Origin of the sequence: Aurantimonas marina, from assembly GCF_017183135.1 — a bacterium.
Taxonomy (GTDB): Bacteria; Pseudomonadota; Alphaproteobacteria; order Rhizobiales; family Rhizobiaceae; genus Aurantimonas; species Aurantimonas marina.
The window spans coordinates 243,168-266,006 of the sequence record NZ_JADDXW010000005.1 but is presented as its reverse complement, the minus strand read 5'-3'; the positions used below and the strand labels follow the sequence as shown (position 1 = coordinate 266,006).

Below are 22,839 nucleotides of genomic sequence, written 5' to 3'. Positions count from 1 at the left end.
CGGAGTGACCGCCGCCGACGATCCGTTGCAGCGCTAACGTCTCCCCCGTCAGTGGGACGCTGGCACCAGCGTCTCGGCCTTGCCGTTGATCATGGCCGCTGTTTCCCTGCCGATCCCGTCCATCGTGGAGGAGGTCACCTTGGTGCCAAGCTCCACCAGTGCGCCGACCTCGTCGGAATACTCGGCAAGTGCGGTCTTGCAGAAGTCCTGAACAAGATCGACGGCTTCATCGACCGTCTTGCAGCCGGCCAATTTTTCCGACATCAGCAGATCCCGCTCCAGCCGGTTCTTAGTGAAGTCGAGCAATTCGCCATTGTATCGCGCCAGTGCGTGGAAGAGATGCGCATTCATGTGCGTCATCGCCGCGAAAGAACGCTGGCCGGCGGCGGACAACTCCTCGAGATCGAAGCCTGGCACCACCGTCCTGGCCCCATCATCAGGTCTTTTCATTCCGTCTCTCCCGGTCGTTCGATGGCGGAGGGTGCCGATCGGCTTTCGAGCCTCGACCGGCGACCATCCACCATCCGGTTTCCCGCAGAGCGTCCAGACAGCTTTACATGCGCATCCGCACGCTCCGCGTGACGTTCATCCGACCGCAGGGTCGCGTCATTGACGCAGATCAAGCGTGCAGGTGCATTTGCGAAGAACCGGATGCCGGCGGCGCTGGTCCGGCCGAAAGGCCGTCGCCCGCCAAGGAGAAATCTCCCCCGCAGCGATGTTTACTGATCCAGATCAATGCCGAGCCAGCGCCGCCCGGCAACGATGCGATCGATCCGCAATGCGGGCAGCCGTCGAAGCTTGGCTGCCCACGCGCGAGCTTTGGCTCCGTTCGGCTCGTGCCCTCGACGACACGATGGCCCGGCCTCAACCCCAGCAGGAGGTCTTTCCATGTTCAGCACCGCCAATGTCGGCACCGCCGACCGCGTCGTCCGTATCCTCCTTGGCATCGCGCTCGCCGCCTATGCCTACACGTCATTGGCATCACCGTGGTCATGGGTGGCTTATGCCGTCGCCGCGATCCTCATCCTCACCGCGCTCGTCCGGTTCTGTCCCGCCTACGCCCTGTTCGGCGCCAGCACCAGCGGCAAGTCCGGGGGCGGAAAAAGCGCCAACGCATCGACCCCGCCGTCAGATCGCCCGTCAGGCCTTCTCTGATCCGTTTGCCTTGAAGGCCGCCAGCGCGGCCTTCGGCGACGGCGCACCGCCGGACGGACCCGCCGCGGTTTGCGGCCCTCTCCGCAGAGGTGCGAACTCCTCGGCCGTCAGCGTCTCCCGTGTGAGCAACATCTCAGCTCCGGCGTCCAGATCGGAACGCTGTCCTGCGAGAATCTCCCTGGCGTGCTCTGCCGCGCTCTCGATGAGTGCAAGGACAGCCAAGTCGATCTCGCGCTCGGTGGCCTGCGAGGCCTCGAATGCGCGGGTCTGCGGCACGGCGAGAAACCCCTGCGCAGGCCGCGTATAGGTCCGTTCGCCGAGGCCCGAATCCATGCCGTAGCGCGTTACCATTTCGATGGCGATGTCGGTCGCCTTCTGGAGATCGTCCGCGGCGCCTGTCGACACGTCGCCCTCGAAGATCAGCTCTTCGGCGGCGCGCCCCCCCATCAGGACGGCGATCCGGTTCTTCAATTCGCTGGCGGCGAGCAGGAACCGATCCTCCGTCGGCCGCTGCATGGTATAGCCGAGGGCGCCGACGCCGCGTGGAATGATCGAGACCTTCTGTACCGGATCGACGCCCGGCAGATTGGCCGCGACCAGCCCATGGCCCATTTCGTGATAGGCGACGCGGCGGCGCTCGCTCTCGCTCAGAACGCGGCTTTTCTTCTCGATGCCGGCGACGATCCGCTCAATAGCGGTCGTGAAGTCGCCGAATGCAACCGAAGCCCCGTCGCGGCGGGTGGCGGCGATCGCCGCTTCGTTGATCAGATTGGCAAGGTCGGCCCCGGTGAACCCGGTGGTCAGGCCCGCGACCTTGGCCATATCGACATCGTCATCGAGGATGATCTTGCCGGCATGCACCTTGAGGATGGCAAGGCGGCCCGCCTGATCCGGCCGGTCGACCAGAACCTGGCGGTCGAAACGCCCCGCCCGCAACAGTGCGGGATCGAGGATTTCCGGCCGGTTAGTGGCGGCGAGCAGGATGACGCCGACGCTCGGATCGAATCCGTCGAGTTCGGCGAGCAGCTGGTTGAGCGTCTGCTCCTTTTCGTCGAAGCCGCCATAGCCGCCCGCCGTGCGGCTGCGGCCGAGAGCGTCGAGCTCATCGATGAAGATGATCGACGGTGCGGCCTTGCGCGCCTGTTCGAACAGATCACGGACCCGCGCCGCACCAACGCCGACGAACATTTCGACGAACTCGGACCCTGAGATCGAGAAGAACGGCACACCCGCCTCTCCCGCCACGGCGCGAGCCAGCAGCGTCTTGCCGGTGCCCGGTGGCCCGACCAGGAGGATGCCTTTCGGCACGCGGGCGCCCAGTCGGCCATAGGTCGTCGGGTCCTTGAGAAAGGAGACGACTTCCTGCAGTTCCGACTTGGCCTCGTCGACGCCGGCGACATTGGCGAAGGTCACCTTGGTGTCCTTCTCCACATAGACCTTGGCCCGCGACTTGCCGATCGACATGAGACCGCCGAGGCCCTGCCCACCGGCCATGCGACGGAACAGGAACATCCAGATCACGTAGATGACGAAGAACGGCAGCACCCAGGCGAGCAGGGTCCCCGCGAAACCGCTGGATGGCGCGCCGGTCACCGTCACTCCGTGGGCGATGAGCTTATCCGCCAGCCCGGCGTCGACACGGTTAGTGACGAAGCGCGTCTTGCCGCTCGGTAAAGCCTTCTTGAGCGTTCCCTGGACCGTATCCGCGCCGACGGTGACCTCCGCGACCCGGTCCTTCGACAAAAGCTCCTCGAATTGGCTGAACGGAATGGTCTCGATTTCCGAATAGGTCCCCCAGGCCCACTGCAGCAAGCTGAAGCCGAGAACCGCCGCGAGAACGTACCAGATGATGATTGTCTGCTTTTGCAGCGGCGGCGGCGGCGGCGAATCCTTGGCCATGTATGGCTCCGGTCAATCGAAAGACGCGATCTTGACGGTCAACTTCCGACTGCATCAAGACGGGCGGAAAATGCGGCAGCGGCAAGACGACGGCATGAACATAGTGGCGGCCGTCGCAGGGACACCCGGGACGACTGCTCGCCTCGGCGGACCAGCCGTCAGGCGGCCGTTACCGCGATCTTCTTTTCCTTGCTCTGCGCCTCGGCCGTCTTCGGCAGTTTCACGGTCAGCAAGCCCTTGGTGAAACTTGCCGCGATGTTATCGGTGTCGATCCCGTCGGGAACCCGGAAAGAGCGCGTGAAGGACCCGTAGCGGCGCTCGGAGAGGTAGTAGTCCTTTTCCTTCTCTTCTTTCTCCTCCTTCTTCTCGCCCTTGATGATCAGCGAGCCATTGGCGAGTCTGACTTCGACATCCTTCTCATCCAGTCCTGGCAATTCCGCCGTGATCTCGTATTCTGTCTCCCTTTCCGCGATGTCGACGGCAGGGACGGTTCCGAACGTCATCTCCCGCGGCCAGGAGAGATCAAAATCGAAAGTCGGACGGGCGAGCATCGTTCGCGAACGACCGCCGCCGAACCTGTCGAACAGGCGCTCCATCTCGTGACGGAGCGTCTCGAACGGCGCCCAAGGCCCGGACGCCGAAGTGGAGGGCGCGGCGGATTTGTCGGTCTTGACGGGGAGCCTGGTTGCTGTATCGGCCATGATATTTCTCCTATCGATGAGCGGGGCTGCCCCCTTTCATGGCGCGCGCGCCAGCGCGCCGCGAACGTCTTGCCGGCCAAGCACGTAGACTTGAGGAGGCGAAATCCGCCTGCTGTTGCCACGAAACAGGATGACCAAAGCCCGAGCATCCGGCTTCGGCATTGATCCTGATCAAGATTTCGCATCATCGTGGCGTTTGAGCGGGATCAAGTCTCGCCATCTTCGCAAGCCTCGCCATCTTCGGATGTGAAAGATTGCGGCGACGGTTGCGCGACGCGCTCTTGCCAATCCGCTCCACGCTGGGGTGACCGGAGCAGTTGCGTACGCAAATCATCCGCCGCCCGCACGAGAACGATCGGCAAATCGCCGGAAAGACCCAAGCTCAGAGTCGCGCCTGCGCGGGAAGGCTCGTTTGCGACGCGGCGGCCAACATGTGTGCCGGCGGCTCGATCGCCGCGGATCGCAAGGCGTCCTCCATCACCCTGTCGAGCGCCGTCTCACGCGAGCCGGCGGCGCAAGTCACGAAGGCGAGTTGTGCCCGGGCTCCGGAGCCAGGCGAATTCGAGCGCGGAGCGTCATGACCGGATCGAGCGTCCATCCGGCGCCGCCGACCAGCACGTCGGTCGCGCCCGGTGGATGTTCCGAATTGCCATGGCAACTCAGGAAGGCACGACGGTCGGTCTCGAGTCCGCCTGATGTCACCGCCGGGTCCTCAGCCACCAGGCGATGAGCGAGGACCGGAGGCCGGTCCGCGGGGGCTGGGGCCGGCGGGTGAATATGAACGCACCGGGCTCGGCGAGCCTTTCGCTATGGACGAAGAGTTTACTGAATGCCGGGTGCCGCTCATGGGCCGCCGGCGCGAGCACCACTTCCGCGTAGCTGGTCAAGTCGATCTCGCGGGTCCGGCCGCTTTCGTTGAGGAGAGTGACGCGGCGGATCTCCACATCGTCGCGGGGCGCGATCGCGATAATGTCCGCCTGGTCTTTGGCGGCGGCGATCGCCAGGGCATGGCGGGCATCGCCGCTCGCGATGACCCGCGTTCGCGAGCATGACTTGGAAACCGGCAACCACAACCGCACCTGCACCATGTATTGCTCGGTGACGCGCTCGTTGCGACGGCGCAGCTGATCTCGCAAGGAGCGGGCTTCCGCATACCGTTTGCCCATTGGTAGCCTCGTCGCGCCCGACGCCGCACATTTGTTCGATGCATCGACGAACGACGTGTTTTGCCCCGGGCACATGCGAGGCACGAAATTTTCAGCCCGACTTTGTCAACCCGCCGATGAGACATCTTGATCTGCGTCAATCCGTCGGATGAATGGGTCTGTCAGGGAATAGCGTGCCATGCTGGCCGCGATCAGAGCATGCCTTGATGGATGTCAAAGCGCTTGTTGTTTGCCCCCATAGGCTGGTCGCCATCTTTGGGGAGCCTGGCCGCCACGATCCACCCCTCAGCAGCCTGGCATTCGCGGATTCCCTAGGCCAGATGGCACCGCCCTCCCCGCGACAGGAGATTTCGATGGCAGATCTGCTTCCATCCGAACTGTTCCGGGCGGCAGGCGCCGACGAGACCGCCGACGCGATCCGGCACGCTTGCGACTCGCTCCCGCCTCCCGAGAAAGCCGAAGCCTTCGGTGCGATGTTCGATCGCTTTGGCGGTGCCCGCGTGATCCTTCTTGGCGAGGCGACCCATGGCAGTTCGGACTTCTATCGGGCGCGGGCCGCCATCACGCGGCAGCTTATCGAACGACATGGCTTCAACATCGTCGCGGTCGAAGCCGACTGGCCCGACGCGGCACGGATTGATCGGCATGTCCGGCACCGCGCGGCGGGGATCTATGATGAGGAGACCTTTACCCGCTTCCCGACCTGGATGTGGCGGAACGAGGAGGTCGCGACGTTCGCTGAATGGTTGCGTCAGCACAACGCCAGCCTCCCGACGGATCGTCGCGTCGAGTTTCGCGGCCTCGATGTCTATTCCATGTACGCTTCGATCACCGCGGTCCTCGATTATCTGGAGCGGGTGGATCCGCTCGCAGCGGATTCTGCAAGGCAGCGCTACGGTTGCCTGACACCCTGGCAGGCGGATCCAGCCCTTTACGGCCGGTCGGTGGTGCTTGGGCACAGCAACACCTGCGAAGACGCCGTCGTGGCGCAACTCAAGTCCATCCTGGAAAACCGCCTCGACTACATGCGCAAGGATGGCGAGGCCTATTTCGACGCCGCGCAGAACGCCCGCATCGTGCGGACGGCGGAGCGCTATTACCGCATCATGTATCGCGGCTCGACCGAGTCCTGGAACCTGCGTGACCGGCACATGTTCGATACGCTTCAAAATCTCATGAACGCACGCGGTCCCAGGGCGAAGGCGGTCGTCTGGGCGCACAACTCCCACATCGGCAATGCGGCGGCCACGGCGATGGGCTGGCAGGGCGAGTTCAACATCGGCGAACTCTGCCGGACCGCCTACCGCGACCAAGCCGTTCTGATCGGCTTCGGTACCGATCGCGGCACCGTTGCGGCCGCGGACGATTGGGGTGGGCGGATGCAGGTCAAGCGCGTGCTTCCGTCGCGGCCCGATTCCTTCGAGCGTGTCTTCCGGCAGACGGGGATCGCGCGCTCACTGACGGTCCTGCGCGATGCCAAACACGGCGAGGTGCGCGAGCTTTTGTCGAAGCCGCGTCTGGAGCGCGCCATCGGCGTCGTCTACCGTCCGGAAACGGAGATCTACAGCCATTATTTCGAGGCGGTCCTGTCCGAGCAGTTCGACGCCTATGTCTGGTTCGAAGAAACGCGCGCGATCACCCCGCTGCCCGCACCCCGGCCGAAGGGATCGCCGGACACCTATCCGTTCGGCGTTTAGCCAAGCCAAGACTGATCCAGGGACCCCCGGCCGCGAGAACGACAGGAACGCGTCTTTCCGATGAAGCAGCGAACCATGGAACCCATCGCATCGCGAGAGAAGGAAAAGCAGACAGGCGGACATAGCGGTGTCCTCGTCCTCGCCGCGGTGACGATTGCCGGTCTGGTCGTTTGCATCCTCTTGGCGGCGCCTTTTCTGGGTGCTCTGACCTGGGCATTGACCCTGGCGATCCTGTTTGCTCCGCTGCATGCGAGAATCGTCAACGTTGTGGCATGGCCCAATCTCGCCGCCATGATCTCGGTGCTGATCGTTGTCCTGGCCGTTGCCGGACCCGCCATCTTCGTGGTCGAGCGCCTCATCGAACAAGCGGCGGCGAGTGTCTCGCTCATTCAGGAGAGGCTGAGGTCCGGCGCGATACAGCAGCTTCTCGACGCCCAGCCCGGCATTGCGCCGGTCGGCAAGTGGATCGAGCAACAGATCGACCTGCCGGCAGTGATCGCAAATCTCGCCAGTTGGCTGAGCAACGCCGGCGCCGCCTTCGCGCGAAACTCCGCCGTGCAGGTCATCGAGTTCGTGTTGACCTTTTACATGTTGTTCTATTTCTTGCGCGATCAGACGACGGCAAGACGTTTTCTGACAGAACGATTGCCATTGACCACGGCTGAGACCGAACGGCTGTTCACGCGCGTGGTCGATACCATCCATGCCACGGTCTATGGAACGATCGCGGTCGCGGCGATCCAGGGCATCTTGGGTGGCCTGATCTTCTCGTTTCTCGGCTTGCCAACCCCGCTGCTCTGGGGATTGGTCATGGGCCTTTTGTCCATCGTGCCGGTGCTGGGCGCGTTCATCGTCTGGATACCCGCCGCCATTTTTCTCGCCATCAACGGTGACTTGGGCAAGGCCGCCATTCTTGCCGTCTGGGGCGCCGTAGTGGTTGGCAGTATCGACAATATTTTGCGGCCGATCTTCGTTGGAGACCGGCTCCGTCTTCATACCGTTCCCGCATTCATCTCCATCATCGGTGGCCTCGTCCTGTTCGGGATGGCCGGCCTGATTCTGGGGCCACTGGCCGTCACGATCACGATCATGCTCATCGAAATCTGGGCGGAGCGGGACCGAACAGGTTACCCGGAGACCCTCGAATAGCCGCGCAATCGTCTGCTCTCAATCAGCCTTGGGAACGCCCGCGAGATGTGCGCCGAACCATTCCACCGTGAATTCGATCGCGGTCTCGAGGGCGCCTGGTTCGGGGAAGAGATGGGTTGCCCCTGGGACGATCCGAAGAGCCTTCTTGCAGCGTAGTTGGGCAAAGGCGTCCTCGTTGAGTTTCAACACCTCGCGGTCGGCCTCCCCGACGATCAGCAGCGTCGGCGCCCTGACGTCACGCAGGAAGTCGCCGGCCAGATCCGGACGGCCGCCACGCGACACCACCGCCGCGATCCGTGTTCCGAGCCGGGCGGCCGCGACCAGCGCGGCCGCGGCGCCCGTGCTGGCGCCGAACAGACCGAGCGGCAGTTCGGACAGCCCTGACTCGCCCTCGATCCAGCGCACGGCGTCAAGCAGGCGATCGGCCAGAAGCGGTATGTCGAAGACGTTGCGCCGATCCCCCTCCTCTGCCTCGGTCAGAAGATCGAACAGTAGCGTCGCAAACCCTTGTTCGCCGAGGACCTCCGCGACGGCGACGTTGCGGGGACTGAGGCGACTGGAGCCGCTGCCGTGAGCGAACACGATCAGGCCCCCGGCGTCATCCGGCGCCCGCAAGGTCGCCGAAAGTCCAAGCGGGGAAATCGTCGTCTCAAGGCGTCTCACCGGCTTTTCTCCTCGCTTTTGTGCACTAGTGGCCTGCGCCGCCAGCATCCACCAGTTTGTCGATGCGTCATTGACCTCCGTCAAATTCGGCCAGCCCCCCGCGTCGCGGGACGATCGAAGCAACTCTCGGCAAACGCCTTGCGCCTAATCAAAGACGCCGTTTGAGGAAACTGGAATGTTTGGCCGCCAATCGGTACCGGTTCGCGGCCGAACCGACTGCGCCTTCCTTGACCAAAGGACTTCTGACAATAGCCGACGCACTCCTGCTTGCTCGAATTCTTGCGCTGCTCCTCATCGCCAACGGCGCTCCGGTCCTCGCGACCAGGCTTCTGGCGGGTCGCCTGGCTATGCCGCTCGACGGCGGATCGACATTTTTCGACGGGCGTCGCTTGTTCGGCGCGGCGAAGACGGCGCGCGGTGTCGTCGCCTCGATTCTGTGCACCAGCCTGGCGGCCAGTCTTCTGGGAATGGGCTGGGGGCTCGGCGCGATTCTCGCCGCATCAGCGCTTATGGGCGACCTGTTCGCCAGTTTCAGCAAGCGACGGCTGGGCCTGGCGGTGCATGCGCGGGCGTTCGGGCTCGATCAAATCCCCGAATCCCTCTTGCCACTCCTGGTTCTCCAGGCTCAGCTGAATCTGGGCGCTGCCGATATTTTTGTTCTGATCGCCGCCTTCATCGTCCTCGAAACGTTGCTGTCCGTCTTGCTGTATCGGCTCAATATCCGGGATCGGCCTTATTGAGGCTATGCCCGCCGCAGTCGGTGCAGGGTCACTTCGGGTGGGCAGTTCAGCCGCACATCCACGATCGAGGTGCCCGCCCCCGCCGATGTGTAGCCTGCCATGTCGTGCCAGCGCCACGATCCCTTGGCCATGGCGCGCGGGCTATCGGCATCGGTCAGGATGGGGATGCCGCCCGGCAGGCAGATCTGTCCGCCGTGAGTGTGGCCGCACAGCATGAGATCGAACCCGGCATGAGCGGCGTGCCGATAGGCCTCGGGCGTGTGCGATAAAAGAATAGAAACTGCGTTCTGGGGGATATCATGAGCGGCGCGATGATAGTTTTCCAGCCGGTAAAAATGCGCGTCATCGATGCCGGCGAGATACACCGTCTCGCCGTCGTGCGACAACCGAACCCACTCGTTGAGCAGCAACCGATAGCCCGAGTCCTCCATCGCCGGGACCATGCGGATGGTGTCATGGTTCCCGAGGATCGCGTAAACCGGGCCTGATAGATGCGGCCGCAAACGGCGGAGGTCGTCGACCGCTGCCTCCCATGGGCCGAAGGTGAGCGCGCGATAGTCGCCGGTGACGACGCAGAGATCGTAGCGAAGCGGCGCGAGCATCTCCAGGAGTGACCCAAGAAAGCCGGAGCTCATGCCGAAGTGGAGATCGGAGAGCTGCAGGACAGTGTAGCCATCGAACGCCGCAGGCAAGTCCGTCAGGCGGACCTCGTTCTGACGGACCTGGATGGCGTGAGCGTTGCGCTGGCCGCGTCGATGCAGGCCGACGAGTTTCAGCCCGCCGCGGATCAGGCCGTGGATCGAATACCAGTTCTCGATGTGGAAGAAGTGCGTGCCCCGTCGAAACACATGGGCCTCATAATCCCTCTCCAGTCCGAGCCGCTGTCGGACATGCAGATGTCCGATCCGCGACTCGAGCAAAGCGAGCGCGTCTAGCTCCTCTTCAGTCGGATCCGGTGATCTCACTGTGCCCGCCTTCTCTCGTGCTCCGCCGCGAAGAATTTTCGCCGACCCCTGGGCGCCCCTCAATACGGAAAGACCGAGGCATGCCCCGTCCCGCGAACCGCCCGCGTCCGCTGGGATTCGCAACGTGCCGGCGAAGGCGAGGCTTCGACATTGATCCGCGTCAATGCGGCGGTCTGATCGATGTCGTTGTGTCGGTAGGGCCTCCGGCGCGGTCAGTCGCAGACCGTGGGAGCACCGCACAGCTGTGCGCATCGGTCTCCGGGAGAACAGGTGCAGACATAACGGCTCAGTCTGCCGCCCTCCCGCTGAAGCAACGTGACCGGCGATGGGACTCGACCATGCCTTTGGTCATCCATGGAAGGAATCAGATCACTATGGCCGAGATAAATCTGCAAAGCCTGCTGGTTCGCTGCGCGACAACCTCCGAGGTGGACTTAGACCTGGTAACGGACATCCGTCACGCTCTCGAGGAGCACGTGCCCGCGGTGGCGGCGCCCGCTGACGCCCTCGCGTCGACGGATGGCGCGCTGGCCCTCGCGGCTCAGGCCCTGCCCGGCTGGGCGGTGACGCTAAGAGGCAGCACGCGTCCCGGCTCGCAATGGAGTTGTGTCCTGAAGGAAGACGAGTCCCAGGACGACGATCAGACGATGGCCGCGGGACGTGGCGCGTCTCCCGCAGTCGCTATTTCGGCGGCCGTTCTGCAGGTCATTTCCGGATACGAAAAAGGCTTTCAGTAGACGTTGCGGCCTCGCCTGGCAGCCTCCGACCGGCCGGGCCGAGGAGATCCAGTTCCAGTGTAGAACCAAGGGATGATCTGTCGTCGATGAAATTCGCGATCGCTTGATCGATGTCATAGCCGACTGCTGACCGGCCTTCACAATCGCCAACGACGAGAGACAGCGGGAGATACGCAATGCCCAGGAGCGGAATTCGCTGGTTCGAGGAAATCGCGCGGGGCGACGTGCCGGAGGTCGGCGGCAAGAATGCCTCGCTGGGGGAAATGGTCCAAAAACTAACCCCGGCGGGTGTGGCGGTTCCCCCTGGATTTGCCACGACGGCCGAGATGTTCCGACGTTTCGTCGCGGCGAACGGAATCGCGGCGACCATCCAGGATACGCTCGCCGAGCGCATGGCCGGCAAGATCACGCTTGCCGAAGCCGGCCGGGCTATCCGGGCGGCATTCCTGCGCGGCGACTGGCCGGACGAATCCGCCACCGCGATCACGAAGGCCTACGAGGAATTGTCGCGCCGCTCGGACGTCGGCGATGTCGATGTCGCCGTCCGCTCCAGCGCCACAGCCGAAGACCTCCCGGACGCGAGCTTCGCCGGCCAGCAGGAGACGTTTTTGAACGTCGCGGGTAGGGCGAATGTGCTGGATGCCTGTCGGCGCTGCTATGCCTCGCTCTTTACCGACCGCGCCATCAGCTATCGCGAGACGAAAGCTTTCGACCACCTCAAGGTCGCGCTGTCCGTTGGCGTTCAGCGGATGGTGCGCTCCGATCTCGGCAGTTCGGGCGTGATGTTCTCGATCGATACCGAAACCGGCTTCGACCGCGTGGTGATCATCAATGCGGCCTGGGGGCTCGGCGAAAACGTCGTGCAGGGCGCCGTCGATCCCGACGAATACCAGGTCTTCAAGCCGTTTCTCGACAATCCCCAACTCAGGCCGATCATCCAGAAGACGCTCGGTGCCAAGCAGATCAAGATGATATACGCCAAGGGCGGCGAGCGACCGGTGAAGAACGTGCCGACGTCGCGCGTCGAACAGCAAAGCCTGGTGCTGAGTGACGACGACATCCTCGCGCTGGCCCGTTGGGCGCAGGCGATCGAACGGCATTACGGCTGTCCGATGGATATCGAATGGGCAAAAGACGGCCGCGACGGGTCGCTCTTCATCGTCCAGGCGCGACCCGAGACCGTGCAGTCGCAGCGAACCGCCGGTGTACATAAACGCTACCGGCTCGGCGCCCACGGCCGAACGCTCTGCACGGGTCTTTCGATCGGACAGGCGATCGTCTCGGCGCCGGTTTGCATGATCCGCACTCCGGACGAAATCGACCGCTTCGTGGACGGCGCCATATTGGTGACGGAAACCACCGATCCCGATTGGGTGCCGATCATGAAACGCGCGAGCGCGATCGTTACCGATCACGGCGGGCGCACCTCGCATGCGGCCATCGTCAGCCGCGAACTCGGCCTGCCGGCCATCGTCGGCACTGGTGACGCGACGCAGCTGCTGCATGACGAGCAGGCGATCACAGTGTCCTGCGCGGAGGGCGACCTGGGCTTCATCTACGAAGGCGACGCGGACATCACGGTCGAGGAGAGCGATCCCGGCGAGGCGCCGTCCACCCGCACCGAGATCATGCTGAATCTCGCCAATCCGGCCGCTGCCGCGCGCTGGTGGCGGCTGCCGGCCGACGGCGTCGGCCTTGCCCGCATGGAGTTCGTCATCAACAACGCCATCAAGATCCACCCGATGGCGCTAGTCAATTTCGCTGCGATCACCGATGCGGCCGTCCGGGCCGAGATCGAGGCCATCACGCGCGGCTACGCGGACAAACCGGCCTTCTTCGTCGACCGGCTGGCCGAAGGCCTGGCCCGCATCGCCGCCCTTGCACACCCCCATCCCTGCATCGTGCGGATGAGCGACTTCAAGACCAACGAATATGCCCATCTCGTTGGCGGACAGGGCTTCGAGCCCGAGGAGGCGAATCCGATGCTCGGATTTCGCGGCGCCTCGCGCTACTACTCGCCGCGTTACCGGGAAGGCTTCGCGTTGGAGTGTCGCGCGATCCGGCGACTGCGCGAGGAGATGGGCTTCGCCAATGTGATCGTCATGATCCCGTTCTGCCGCACGCTCGGCGAGGCCGACCGGGTTCTCGAGGTCATGGCGGAGAACGGGCTGAAGCGCGATCAGGACGGGCTTCAGGTCTACGTCATGTGCGAGATCCCCGCCAACGTCATCCTCGCGCGCGGCTTTGCCGAACGTTTCGACGGGTTCTCCATCGGCTCCAACGACCTTACCCAGCTGACGCTCGGCGTCGACCGCGATTCCAGCCTATTGGCCGAGTTGTTCGACGAAGAGGACGCGGCGGTGAAATGGATGATCCGCAGCATGATCGAAGCTGCCCGCGAGGCCGGTGCGAAGGTCGGTCTCTGTGGTCAGGCCCCGAGCGACAATCCCGCCTTTGCCGCCTTCCTGGTCGAATGCGGGATCGACTCGATCTCCGTCAGCCCGGACAGCTTCGCCGCGGTCAAGCAGCATGTCGCGCGCGCCGAAGCTCGCGGATCGGCAGATTGATCTGCCGCAATGCGGATGTCGCAAACACGCCCATAAGGGGTGATCGACATATCGTCCGGAGGACAGGATCGTGACCGGCAGCGCAATTCCAGCCTTCGCCCATGGCGCCCAACAGGCGCAGCAATGGGTCAACGAACTTGCCGACGATCTGAACGAGGGCGGCGAGCGTCACGCCCTGCGCCTGCTGCGATCGGTGCTTCACGCCTTGCGCGACGCGATCTCGGTCGAGGAAGCCGCGGACCTGTCGGCGCAGTTGCCCGTCCTCATTCGCGGCATCTTCTTCGAGGGGTGGCAGCCCTCCGCGACACCGGCCTGGAACCGGACGAAAGAGGATTTCGTCGCCCGCGTCGAGAACGATCTCCGCGATGATCCGTTCGACGACACCGAGGAAGCCATCGCGGCGGTGTTCAGGCTGCTGGACAACCACATCTCCGAAGGCGAGATCACCCAGGTCCGCAACTCCATGCGCAAGGCGTTGCGGGATCTCTGGCCGACCCGCTGAAGCATGGCCCGTCGCGACCGCCGCCTCGGGCCGTGCCGATGACATCTCGGCCCGTATCTGATGCGGTGCGTCCCCATGCCGAGCGACCCGAAATCCGCTGACATCCCCGCGTCGCCGCCCGATGGCGCCGGCACAGGACCCATCGAAGCCAAGGTCCGCTTCCTCAGCGAGCCGGCCGCCTACGATCACGCCCCGGCCGATGTCCTCGTCACGGAGACCCACATGTCCTGGGTCTTTCTGGCCGGCGACCTCGTCTACAAGCTGAAAAAGCCGGTCCGCTTCCCCTTCCTGGATTTCACCACATTGGCTGCCCGCGAGGCCAATTGCCGCGAGGAAGTCCGCCTCAACCGGCGGCTCGCGCCGCAGACCTATCTGGGAACTGCTCCCCTTACCCAGGACGATTCCGGCGATCTGGCGCTGGACGGCCGCGGAACCGTGGTCGACTGGCTTGTGGTAATGCGGCGCCTGCCGGCGGATCGAATGTTCGACCGGATGCTTGACGAAGACCAGATCGGCGCGACCGAGACCAGCCGGATCGCGGACCTCTTGGCGCGGTTCTACCGCACGGCCGACCATCCGGCGCTCGATCCGGCTGCCTATGTCGACCGTCTCCTGGCACAGCAGGCGGACAATCGGGCGATCCTGACAAACCGCGCCTTCGCGGTGGACCCCGCGCGCCTTCCGGAGGTGCTGGACGAGCTCGACCAGAGAATGGCAGCAGACCGCCCGCTGATCGAGGACCGAGCGCGCACCGGTCGGATCGTCGAGGGGCACGGTGACCTGCGGCCCGAGCACATCTGCCTGACCGACCCGATCGTGGTCTTTGATTGTCTCGAATTCAGTCCGGAACTGCGCCTCGTCGATCCGTTCGACGAATTGGCCTTTCTCGGCCTGGAATGCCGGATACTGGGCGCGCCCTCCATCGGGCCAGCGCTCATCGAGCAGGTCGCGGATCAACTCGGCGACCGCCCGCCGCCGCGATTGGTCGCGTTCTACACCGCTTTTCGCGCGGTGTTGCGCGCCCGGCTCTCGCTCGCCCACCTTCTCGATGCCGCACCACGGGAACCGGCCAAATGGGAACCGCTCGCGAGCCGATACCTCGCCGTGGCGGAAGAATCCCTGCGATAGCCAGGCGGCGCTGTCGCCCGGCGGCCGGGGTGGCAACGGCGCGGTCGGATCTCGCCACATGAGAGCGAGCGGACATGATCCTTGTCAAAGCCGGGCGTCGCCAATGCGGCTACCCTGTGATCCTGGATCATCGAACGCAGGAAGTGTCACCGCCATGACCACGGTCAAAATCGCGCACCGTGCGCGGGTCCTCGTCGCCGACGGGCGCAAGGCCCTCGTGCTCATAAACGAAGGCGGCCCATTCAGTCCGAATCTAACGGTCGAGCACGTTCTCGAAGCGCCGGACAACCCGCTCACTAGCAAGCACGGAAGCGACGAGCCTGGCAGAACGCAGACCCAGGGCCGGCGCAGCGCCGTCGGGCAGACCGACTGGCATGCCGCGGCCGAAGCGGCGTTCGCGTCCGACGTGGCCGAGGAGATCGACCGGCTCTGCGCCCGGGAAAATGTACCGGCGTTGATCGTCGTGGCGCCGCCGAAGGCCTTGGCGGATTTGCGAGGCCGCTTCACCGACGCGGTTCGCAAGCTGATCGTCGCCGAAGTCGACAAGGACCTCACGAAGCATCCCGTCGACGAAATCCAGCGCCATCTGAGCTGAGGCCAGCACGCCGGCAGTCTCCGCTCGGGGCGTGATTGTCCCGACGCCTCAGGCCCGACGACGAATGCCGAACTCCGCACGACTACACTCCGTGATGGCATCGGCGAAAATGTCCGCCGTCTCCAGCACGACCAGGCGGTTTGCGACCGCGCCAGCGTCGAGCGCGGGCAGCTTCACGGTGTCCGTGATCACGACGTCATCGATCGCCGCCTCGCCCCAGAGTGCATCGGCACCACCGGTGAACAGGCCATGGGTCGCCGCGACCGAAACCCTCGTCGCGCCTTTGGCACGGCAGACCGCCGCGACCCGCGCCATCGTCGTCCCGGTGCTGATCAGATCGTCGACCACGACCACCACGCGGCCATCGACATCCCCGGCGAATAGCTCCCCCGTCACGACACCACCACTGCGCTGCTTGTCCATGAAGCCTTTCGCGACGGGACGGCCGAGCGTCGTTTCCAGCCGCTCGCGAAAGATCTCCGCCCGCTTGGCGCCGCCGAGATCGGGCGAGACGACCGCAACCGGGGCGTCCCCGACCTCCGCCGCGAAATGACCGACGAAGGCGCTATTGGCGTCGAGATGGACCGTCGGATGGCGAAAAGCGTTCTGGAAGGCGGCGAGATTATGAATTTCCATGGTCATCAGGCGATCCGTCCCCACCGCCTCGAACAGTTGGGCGACATAGCGGGTCGTGACCGGGTCGCGGCTCTTGGTCCGCCGATCCTTGCGGGCATAGCAGAGATAGGGAACGACGGCGGTGACCCGATCGGCGCCCGCGTCCCTCAGAGCGCCGATGAAGAAGAGCACCCGGCAGAGCTTGTCGTTGCTCGTGTGCCGCAGGTCGCCGGTGAGGCTGTCGATGACATAGACATCGCGGTCACGAACGCGGACAAGCGGCCGCGCCTTGTGCTCGCCGTCCTCGAAGAAACGTTCCTCGTGAGCCGCAAGCATGATGTCGAGATGTCGGGCGACACGCTCTCCGAAGGCTGCGCTGGAACCGAGCGCGAACAGCGTCGGACCGTCCGGGCGGACCACGGCACGTCGTTTAGGGCTCGATCCGTCCGCTTTCATCGGGCGAAGCGATAGCCCGCCGACAATCGCGTCGACGGTATGGCCGTCCTCGGAGAGCGGCGCCAGCAGGATCTCGGCCGCGTTCGGCTCGCCGCCCGCCTCGTCGAGCGTAAATTCCGCGAGCAAGGGTTCGCCTGCTTGTCGGACGACTTCGAACAAACGCCTGAGCCGTACCGCCCCGCGACGGCGTGGCGCGGCGGCCAAGCTCGCCCCGACCTCGCAGTGCCCGAGCACCGCATCTAACGATTTGGCGCCCGAACGAAGCGTATAATTTAGCCCCTGCTGCGGCACGCCATATACGAAAGCAAACGTGCCTTCTGGGCCGAGTTCCTCAATGTTGAGATCCCTTTCCGACGGAAATATCAGCTCGTCTCGTCGCGCTTGCCAGACCGCGAGCAGGCGCCCCAGGAAATCGTCGGTGGGAACGGGGGCGAAGTCGAGACGACGAAACAGCCGCCGGAGGGGAACGGGTGTCTGCGCGAGTGTCGTCACCGGCGTCGGCCTCCTTCGTGCTGACGATGTGCATGCAAAGCAGGCTCGCCCGGACGTCCAGCGCAGACATTGATCTCGGTCAAGAGCCGGCCTGGTCCGGGTTCCGGCGATTAGCGTGATCGGCCCCGGAGACGACGCCATGGCCGCCAATTGTCGGCCGCGTCGAACGGATCGAAGCAATGCGCCCACGCAAGCAATCGATCGAGCCAGCCCGGCTGCAACGCCGGAAATGGATCGAGGTGCCTTCCCTTTGGTCGGTTGAGCAGAGTAGTCGTCGCGATCAGACCGCCCGATCGCTCCAGCTCGGCGGCGAAGACCTCCGCGGAGGCACCGACATGTTCGGCCACGAGCCGGCTCAGAAGCATCCGAATTCGCCGTCTCGCTGCCCGATCGTCTGCTCCGGCCTCGATCGCCACGTCGCATTCCGTATCGAGGCCGAGTGACCGGTTGTTCAGATTGGCGGATCCAACTCTCAAAAAACGATCATCGACGACCATCAGCTTGGAATGCACCGTGATCGGCAGATCGATCGCGGCCATGGGGGCGAAGACCCGCAACCGTTGGTGAATGTCCTTGCCACGGAGCGAGTGGATCAGGGGGATGCGAGGGCGCTCCATGGCCAAGCGTTCGAAGATTCCAGTGCTTCGGGCCGGGCACAGGATGACGATTTCCGGCCCGTCCCGTTCTCCGAGACGTTGTGCCAAGGCGTTGGCGATGACCGGTGACGTGATGTACTGATTCTCCAGATAAATCCAATGTTCGGCGGCGGCGATCGCGGCGAGATAGAGGGCTTCCACTTCCCTGACGGCGGTCCCCCGCCTGTCGGCGGGCTCGGTCCGGGCGATCCCCAATCTGACGTCGCTCATGTCGGGTGCGAGATTTTCGGGCCACGCAGTCTTTTCCGCGGCCGGCCGCGGAAGTTGAACACCGGTGGCGCGACGCCAACGTCGTCTCGCCAATTCGCCAAGTGCCGCCGCCGCAGGCCCCGCGACGGCGAGCATCACCTCATGACGAGGTTTGTAGAGGCTCCCGTCGAGCGTGCGGCGACGGCGATCGACGGGCAGGTGCAAGGAGGTGTCCCAGCGATTGCGCGTGAAGTCGGAACCTCCGCAAAATGCGACGCTGTCGTCTACGACCAGTATTTTCTGATGGTGCGAAGCACCGACCGGATGGCCGCCGTCCAGCCGATATTCCAGACGATCTCCGGGCAGCCATCGCGCCGCACGCTGAGGACTGTCTCGGCGCTGGACGCTGTAACCAATCGCCATCTTCCAGATAAGAATATGGACCTTGAGATCTGGGTTTCGCGCCAACAGGCGCGTCAACAGATCGCAGAGCGGTTCGCTATCTCCGTTCTCATCGGTTGGGGGTCCTAAAGGCACTCGCGCGTCGAAGTCCCATCCGATAAGAAGAATGGAATGCTTGGCCCGCTCCATAGCGGCGCGCATCGCCGGCAGGTACGCCCAGCCGTCGACCAAGAGCGCAATCCTTGTCGCGTCTTCAATCCGCCAGCATGTGTCGGACTCCCGCAGGATGGTGTTCTTCCAGGTCATGTGTGTTCAGCGCTTGTTGGATTGCCCCGCCCTGCCCGGCAAGCCCGAGCCGGCGATCGACACGATCGAGTGCGGTGGCCCACAGCATGCGAGGCAGGTCGTCGACAGGCGGATTTGCTCAATGGGACAGGAGGCAGCATTTTGGACAGCGACGCAGCAGGTCGTGGGTGACGCCGCCAAAGACCCATTCTCGCAAGCGCGCATGGCCATATCCCCCAGCGACAATGAGATCGGCCCCATTCTGCTCGGCAGTCAGGACAAGTTCGTCGGCCACGGACGCCTCCCGCTGTACGCGCACGTCCGAGCGCGCCTTGACCTGATGACGCTCGAGATGACGGATGACATCCGCAGTGCGAGCTTGCGCGGCTTCGAACTCCGTTTCCCGGGTGATCTCGACGACATGGACACCTGCCGCCGCCCGCAGAAAGGGCGACGCATCCCACAGCGCCCGGCGCGCCTCGCGGGTGTCTTTCCAGGCGATGACCACATGCTCGGCCGAAAGCACGCTGGTGCCCGCGGGGACGACGAGAACGGGCCGGCCGGCGGCCATCATCACTGTGCCGGGATCGGCGGTCCGGTAGACGTCCGCACGCTGGCGATCCAAATCGCGCCCGATAACGATCATATCCGCCGAACGGGCTTCGCGGGCCAGCATTTCGGCAGGCATATCAACCGCGGAGCGCCATTCCGTTGCGAGGGTCCGGCCGGCACAATGTGAACGGAATCGCGCTTCGGCGTCTCGCAGTTCGGCGGCGATCTGCTCTCGTTCGTCGGCGACGACATCGACGAACACCACACCGCCGAATGCGTCGACCGGCGGTGGACGGAACGTGGCGGCGGCGGCTCCGATTAGAGCCGCGTCGAAGCGTTGGGCAAGAGCGACAGCGAGGTCGAGCCGCGCGTTAGAGGACGCCTCGGCGTTCTCGACATGTACCAAGATCGAGGCATAACTCATGCAAGACTCCTGACTGCTGACAACACGATCGCAATAAGTCCGATGATCAGGGAAGCGCGATCCCAAACCTGTTTGCCTTCGCCCTCACCGGGATGCGGTACGCCAAGCTGCGCGCCAGCAGCAGCGCATCTGCCTTCGTAGCCCAACCATCAGAGGCGGTTGGGACCATCTTAGCATTGATCGACGTCAATCCGATCCGCCAAAGGCCGAACGGGCGCAGCAGCCCGCGCACCTGACCGTTGAGCTGACGCTTCACGCGAACCAACTGGTCGCGGGCACCGCGCAACGCCTTGTGGCGGTGGCTGTCGAGGTTCTTGACGAGAACCGGCGCATACTACCTGCATGCCAACATCTCGGCCAGCGACTGGGCATCGGCCTTGTCGGTCTTCTTCGGGCGAGAGCGCACCGCGTCGACCGCGCGCCGCGCGTCCTGCAAACAACTGGAAGACCCGCGGCCTTCAGGGAATGATACAGCCAGGGCGTCAGCGAGCCCGTCTCGAGACCAACCAGCATGACGCTCCTGCCAAGCGGCTCCAGCCGCTCGGCGATCATCCCCGACTGCGTGTCGCTCGACCCTCGCCGAACAATCCGCCGCTCTTCATCGAGCACGCAAATCTGCGTCGTCTTGAGGCTCACATCCAAACCGGCATACAATCGCATCGCTGCTCTCCATTCCTACTGGATATCGACAGCCGAAAGGTTCGCCTCTCCGCCGGGGAGCAGCAACCTCATGTATGGGATGTATCAGAGGCAGTTATCGATGATCTTCAGTGGCGCGGCGCTGGCGGCCATCGGCGCATTCGCCGACGATCGCAATCACTCGGCTCTTCCGCCGTGGCCAACCGGTCGTACGAATTCCCTGGCTCCGACCTCTTTCACAGCAGAGGTCACAAAATGACGCAGTGCTCGCCATGCGTATTGGTAGTATTCGGCAAGCCGAGGGCGGTCGTGGCCCCGTCCTGTCAGGTTGCGGTTTCGAACTGCGGAAACAGCACCTCGTTTTCCAGCCGGACGTGAACTTCCAACTCGGCGATGAATTCCGCCAGCCCTTCGTAAAGGGCCGTCCATTTGCGGCAGGCATCGCCTGGCAGCGTCAGGTCGTTGGTGAGAGTGCGGATGCGGGCGATCTCGGCGCCGTGCTCGTCGTGATCGGCGCGCATGACCGCGATCGGGTTCTCGATCCCGGGCATGCCGCCCCGACGGATCGCCGGAAAGAGGATCAACTCCTCCTTCTTCATATGCACTTCGAGCGCGCCTATCATCTGCCGCAGGAGCTCCGATAGGCCCGCTGGCACCTCCGGGGCAGCGGCGTGGACCTGCTCGACCTTTGCCGCGAGCGCGGCGAGTTCGGGAAGCTGCTCGCGGTGGCGGGCGTGATAGTGGGTTTCGATCCAGCGGGTCAGTTCGGCCGGATCGTCGGTCGGAACGGTTTCGGTCATGTCTGTCTCCTTTCGCGGGCGTCAAAGCCGTGGCGGGGCGTCGCGCTCCGGATGCGCGGCATCCTTGATGGTTATGTGGAGCGAGCGTGCGATCCGCTCGGCGCGTTCGACAACATGGGCAGCGCCAGCGGGGGTGCAGGTCTCGGCGGCGGTTTCGCGGAAGAGTTCCAGCCAGCGTTCGAAATGCTCCCATGCCACTGGCAGGCCCGCATGTCTGGCCACCGGAGTACCATGATAGCGCCCGGTCATCATCGCGACCGAGGACCAGAAATCGACCATCCTGGCCAGATGCGGCTCCCAGTCGGAGATCCGCGCAGCAAAAACGGGCCCAAGCATCGCGTCGGTGCGCACCTTGGCATAAAAGCGGTGGACCAAAGCCGTCAGCCGGCCCTCGTCCAGCCCGGTCTCCGCCATGATCCCGGCGGTCAGCACCGGCCGGGCCGAGCGGATGGGTGGAAGTATGGCTGGGTTCTGCGGCATGGCGGGCTCCGGTCGAACAGGGTTGTATTTCGGTCTAATCCCGCTAATAGGTATTGTAAATACCCATTTCTCAGGAGCCTGGACGGCGATGCGCCTCACCTCCTTCACCGATTACGGCCTCAGGATGCTCATGCGCATGGCCAGCGCGCCGGAGCGCGGTTATTCCACCGCCGAGCTGGCGCAGGAATTTGGCCTGTCGCGCAATCATCTGAGCAAGATCATGCAGCGGCTGGCGCAGGGCGGGTTGGTGGCCACGCGGCGCGGCAGCGGCGGCGGCGCGGTTCTGGCGAAGCCGCCGCGGGACATTCGGCTCGGTACGGTGATCCGCATTCTGGAGGAGGGGCAGGCATTGGTCGAGTGCTTCGCACCTGGCGGCAGCGATTGTTCGATCACGGGCTGCTGCCGGCTAAAGGCGCGGCTGCGCGCGGCCGAAGCCCTCTTCCTCGCCGATCTCGACCGCTCGACGCTGGCGGACGTCGCCCTGCCCAGACCCATGGTCGTGCCGGCATGATCTCGATGCAATGGACACACCGATGATCCGATCCCTGAGCATTTCCTCGCACGTGGACCGGTTGAGGAGAGCCACCTTGTCGCCGCGGGCCGCCACGCCGGGTGAGGTCGATGACCTGGCCGTGACGCCCGGTTTCGCCGGCATCGTGGCGGTCAGCAGCCGCAGGCGGACGGATGCATGAGTAGCACCGTCACCGTCACGCCAGACAGTTTCGTGGTCGACGCCGAGATCCTGGCGGAGGCCTTCGCGCTCGATCCCGGAACCGTGCGCTCGCGGATGGCTGTGGGCGAGATCACCAGCCGCTGCGAGACGGGGATCGAGGAGGACAGCGGCCGCTTTCGGCTGACCTTCTATCATGGAAGCTGGGCGCTGAGACTGACCGTGGAGGTCGAGGGCCGGATTCTGTCGCGGTCGACATTTCTGCCGAGGTCGCCCCATCAGCGCCGGGTGTAAGCAGGAGCGGGGCCTGCCTCCGCAGACCAGGTGCTATGGCGGATGGACCTAACCCGGAGAAAGCGGAAAGCTCTGAAGGAAAGACGAGCGTTCAAAGACTCCTGCCGATCAGGACAATTTCGTCGTCTCAGTTCCAACCGGTAGAATGCCGCGATCGAAGCTCGGCTTCACGAAAGCGGCGCCACGCCCGCGGCAAAATCACTTTGCCTGCTTGATAGAGA

General features: G+C 64.3%; 21 protein-coding genes and 2 pseudogenes. 11 read left to right on the top strand and 12 right to left on the bottom strand.

What is annotated here, in order from left to right; translation table 11 throughout:
- Positions 1–48: 48 nt before the first annotated feature.
- Positions 49–450, bottom strand: coding sequence for a phasin family protein (locus ING15_RS08570; protein WP_206454364.1), 402 nt, complete (start codon positions 448–450; stop codon positions 49–51).
- A gap of 438 nt (positions 451–888) precedes the next feature.
- On the opposite strand from ING15_RS08570, the gene ING15_RS08565 reads away from it, so the two are divergent.
- On the top strand, positions 889–1,155 hold the full coding sequence (locus ING15_RS08565; protein ID WP_206454363.1) for a YgaP family membrane protein: 267 nt from the start codon (positions 889–891) through the stop codon (positions 1,153–1,155).
- Here ING15_RS08565 and ftsH read toward each other — a convergent pair.
- From ftsH to ING15_RS19840, 3 genes and pseudogenes are all read right to left on the bottom strand, one after another.
- On the bottom strand, positions 1,141–3,054 hold the full coding sequence (gene ftsH, locus ING15_RS08560; protein WP_206454362.1) for an ATP-dependent zinc metalloprotease FtsH: 1,914 nt from the start codon (positions 3,052–3,054) through the stop codon (positions 1,141–1,143). The genes ING15_RS08565 and ftsH overlap by 15 nt on opposite strands.
- A 158-nt stretch (positions 3,055–3,212) precedes the next feature.
- Positions 3,213–3,755 (bottom strand): Hsp20/alpha crystallin family protein, encoded by a 543-nt coding sequence (locus tag ING15_RS08555; protein WP_206454361.1) that lies wholly within the window; start codon positions 3,753–3,755, stop codon positions 3,213–3,215.
- Positions 3,756–4,274: 519 nt separating this feature from the next.
- Positions 4,275–4,843 (bottom strand): annotated as a pseudogene (locus ING15_RS19840) (hypothetical protein).
- A gap of 431 nt (positions 4,844–5,274) precedes the next feature.
- Between ING15_RS19840 and ING15_RS08540 the strand changes: the two are divergent.
- Both ING15_RS08540 and ING15_RS08535 read left to right on the top strand, forming a co-directional pair.
- On the top strand, positions 5,275–6,618 hold the full coding sequence (locus ING15_RS08540) for an erythromycin esterase family protein (protein ID WP_206454358.1): 1,344 nt from the start codon (positions 5,275–5,277) through the stop codon (positions 6,616–6,618).
- 75 nt (positions 6,619–6,693) lie between these two features.
- Positions 6,694–7,767, top strand: coding sequence for an AI-2E family transporter (locus ING15_RS08535; RefSeq protein ID WP_206454357.1), 1,074 nt, complete (start codon positions 6,694–6,696; stop codon positions 7,765–7,767).
- Positions 7,768–7,785: 18 nt separating this feature from the next.
- On the opposite strand, the gene ING15_RS08530 is transcribed toward ING15_RS08535, so the two are convergent.
- Complete coding sequence (locus ING15_RS08530; protein ID WP_332873798.1) at positions 7,786–8,430, bottom strand: dienelactone hydrolase family protein; 645 nt, start codon at positions 8,428–8,430, stop codon at positions 7,786–7,788.
- 389 nt (positions 8,431–8,819) lie between these two features.
- Between ING15_RS08530 and ING15_RS08525 the strand changes: the two genes are divergently transcribed.
- Positions 8,820–9,170 carry a CDP-archaeol synthase gene (locus tag ING15_RS08525; RefSeq protein WP_232845638.1) on the top strand — a complete coding sequence of 117 codons (351 nt, stop codon included), beginning with the start codon at positions 8,820–8,822 and terminating at the stop codon, positions 9,168–9,170.
- A gap of 2 nt (positions 9,171–9,172) precedes the next feature.
- On the opposite strand, the gene ING15_RS08520 is transcribed toward ING15_RS08525, so the two are convergent.
- Positions 9,173–10,135, bottom strand: a complete 963-nt coding sequence (locus ING15_RS08520; protein WP_332873797.1) for a metallophosphoesterase — start codon at positions 10,133–10,135, stop codon at positions 9,173–9,175.
- A gap of 374 nt (positions 10,136–10,509) precedes the next feature.
- Here ING15_RS08520 and ING15_RS08515 point away from each other — a divergent pair, with 374 nt between their 5' ends.
- The 5 genes from ING15_RS08515 to ING15_RS08495 all read left to right on the top strand — a co-directional run bounded on the left by ING15_RS08515 (position 10,510) and on the right by ING15_RS08495 (position 15,664).
- Positions 10,510–10,872 (top strand): hypothetical protein, encoded by a 363-nt coding sequence (locus ING15_RS08515; RefSeq protein ID WP_206454355.1) that lies wholly within the window; start codon positions 10,510–10,512, stop codon positions 10,870–10,872.
- Positions 10,873–11,048: 176 nt separating this feature from the next.
- A complete protein-coding gene (gene ppsA / locus ING15_RS08510) occupies positions 11,049–13,439 on the top strand; it encodes a phosphoenolpyruvate synthase (RefSeq protein WP_206454354.1) in 2,391 nt (796 codons plus the stop codon).
- 70 nt (positions 13,440–13,509) lie between these two features.
- Positions 13,510–13,941: a DUF2267 domain-containing protein gene (locus tag ING15_RS08505; protein ID WP_206454353.1), complete on the top strand. Its 432-nt coding sequence runs from the start codon at positions 13,510–13,512 to the stop codon at positions 13,939–13,941.
- Between the two features lie 75 nt (positions 13,942–14,016).
- On the top strand, positions 14,017–15,069 hold the full coding sequence (locus tag ING15_RS08500; protein ID WP_232845637.1) for a hypothetical protein: 1,053 nt from the start codon (positions 14,017–14,019) through the stop codon (positions 15,067–15,069).
- Between the two features lie 154 nt (positions 15,070–15,223).
- On the top strand, positions 15,224–15,664 hold the full coding sequence (locus ING15_RS08495) for a host attachment protein (protein ID WP_206454352.1): 441 nt from the start codon (positions 15,224–15,226) through the stop codon (positions 15,662–15,664).
- A 48-nt stretch (positions 15,665–15,712) separates the two neighbouring features.
- On the opposite strand, the gene ING15_RS08490 is transcribed toward ING15_RS08495, so the two are convergent.
- The 6 genes and pseudogenes from ING15_RS08490 to ING15_RS08470 all read right to left on the bottom strand — a co-directional run bounded on the left by ING15_RS08490 (position 15,713) and on the right by ING15_RS08470 (position 21,654).
- Positions 15,713–17,227 carry a ribose-phosphate diphosphokinase gene (locus ING15_RS08490; RefSeq protein ID WP_332873795.1) on the bottom strand — a complete coding sequence of 505 codons (1,515 nt, stop codon included), beginning with the start codon at positions 17,225–17,227 and terminating at the stop codon, positions 15,713–15,715.
- A 110-nt stretch (positions 17,228–17,337) separates the two neighbouring features.
- Positions 17,338–18,093, bottom strand: coding sequence for a phospholipase D-like domain-containing protein (locus tag ING15_RS19460; RefSeq protein ID WP_232845636.1), 756 nt, complete (start codon positions 18,091–18,093; stop codon positions 17,338–17,340).
- A gap of 252 nt (positions 18,094–18,345) precedes the next feature.
- A pseudogene (locus ING15_RS19930) lies at positions 18,346–18,495 on the bottom strand (hypothetical protein); the annotation flags it as partial.
- 403 nt (positions 18,496–18,898) lie between these two features.
- On the bottom strand, positions 18,899–19,735 hold the full coding sequence (locus ING15_RS08480; RefSeq protein WP_206454349.1) for a universal stress protein: 837 nt from the start codon (positions 19,733–19,735) through the stop codon (positions 18,899–18,901).
- A gap of 962 nt (positions 19,736–20,697) precedes the next feature.
- Positions 20,698–21,174: a hemerythrin domain-containing protein gene (locus tag ING15_RS08475; RefSeq protein WP_206454348.1), complete on the bottom strand. Its 477-nt coding sequence runs from the start codon at positions 21,172–21,174 to the stop codon at positions 20,698–20,700.
- A 21-nt stretch (positions 21,175–21,195) separates the two neighbouring features.
- A complete protein-coding gene (locus ING15_RS08470; RefSeq protein WP_206454347.1) occupies positions 21,196–21,654 on the bottom strand; it encodes a group III truncated hemoglobin in 459 nt (152 codons plus the stop codon).
- A gap of 88 nt (positions 21,655–21,742) precedes the next feature.
- Between ING15_RS08470 and ING15_RS08465 the strand changes: the two genes are divergently transcribed.
- The gene (locus ING15_RS08465) at positions 21,743–22,165 is read left to right on the top strand and encodes an RrF2 family transcriptional regulator (protein ID WP_206454346.1); all 423 of its coding nucleotides are present in this window, start codon (positions 21,743–21,745) and stop codon (positions 22,163–22,165) included.
- A gap of 177 nt (positions 22,166–22,342) precedes the next feature.
- Positions 22,343–22,618, top strand: coding sequence for a DUF6522 family protein (locus ING15_RS08460; protein ID WP_206454345.1), 276 nt, complete (start codon positions 22,343–22,345; stop codon positions 22,616–22,618).
- Positions 22,619–22,839 lie beyond the last annotated feature (221 nt).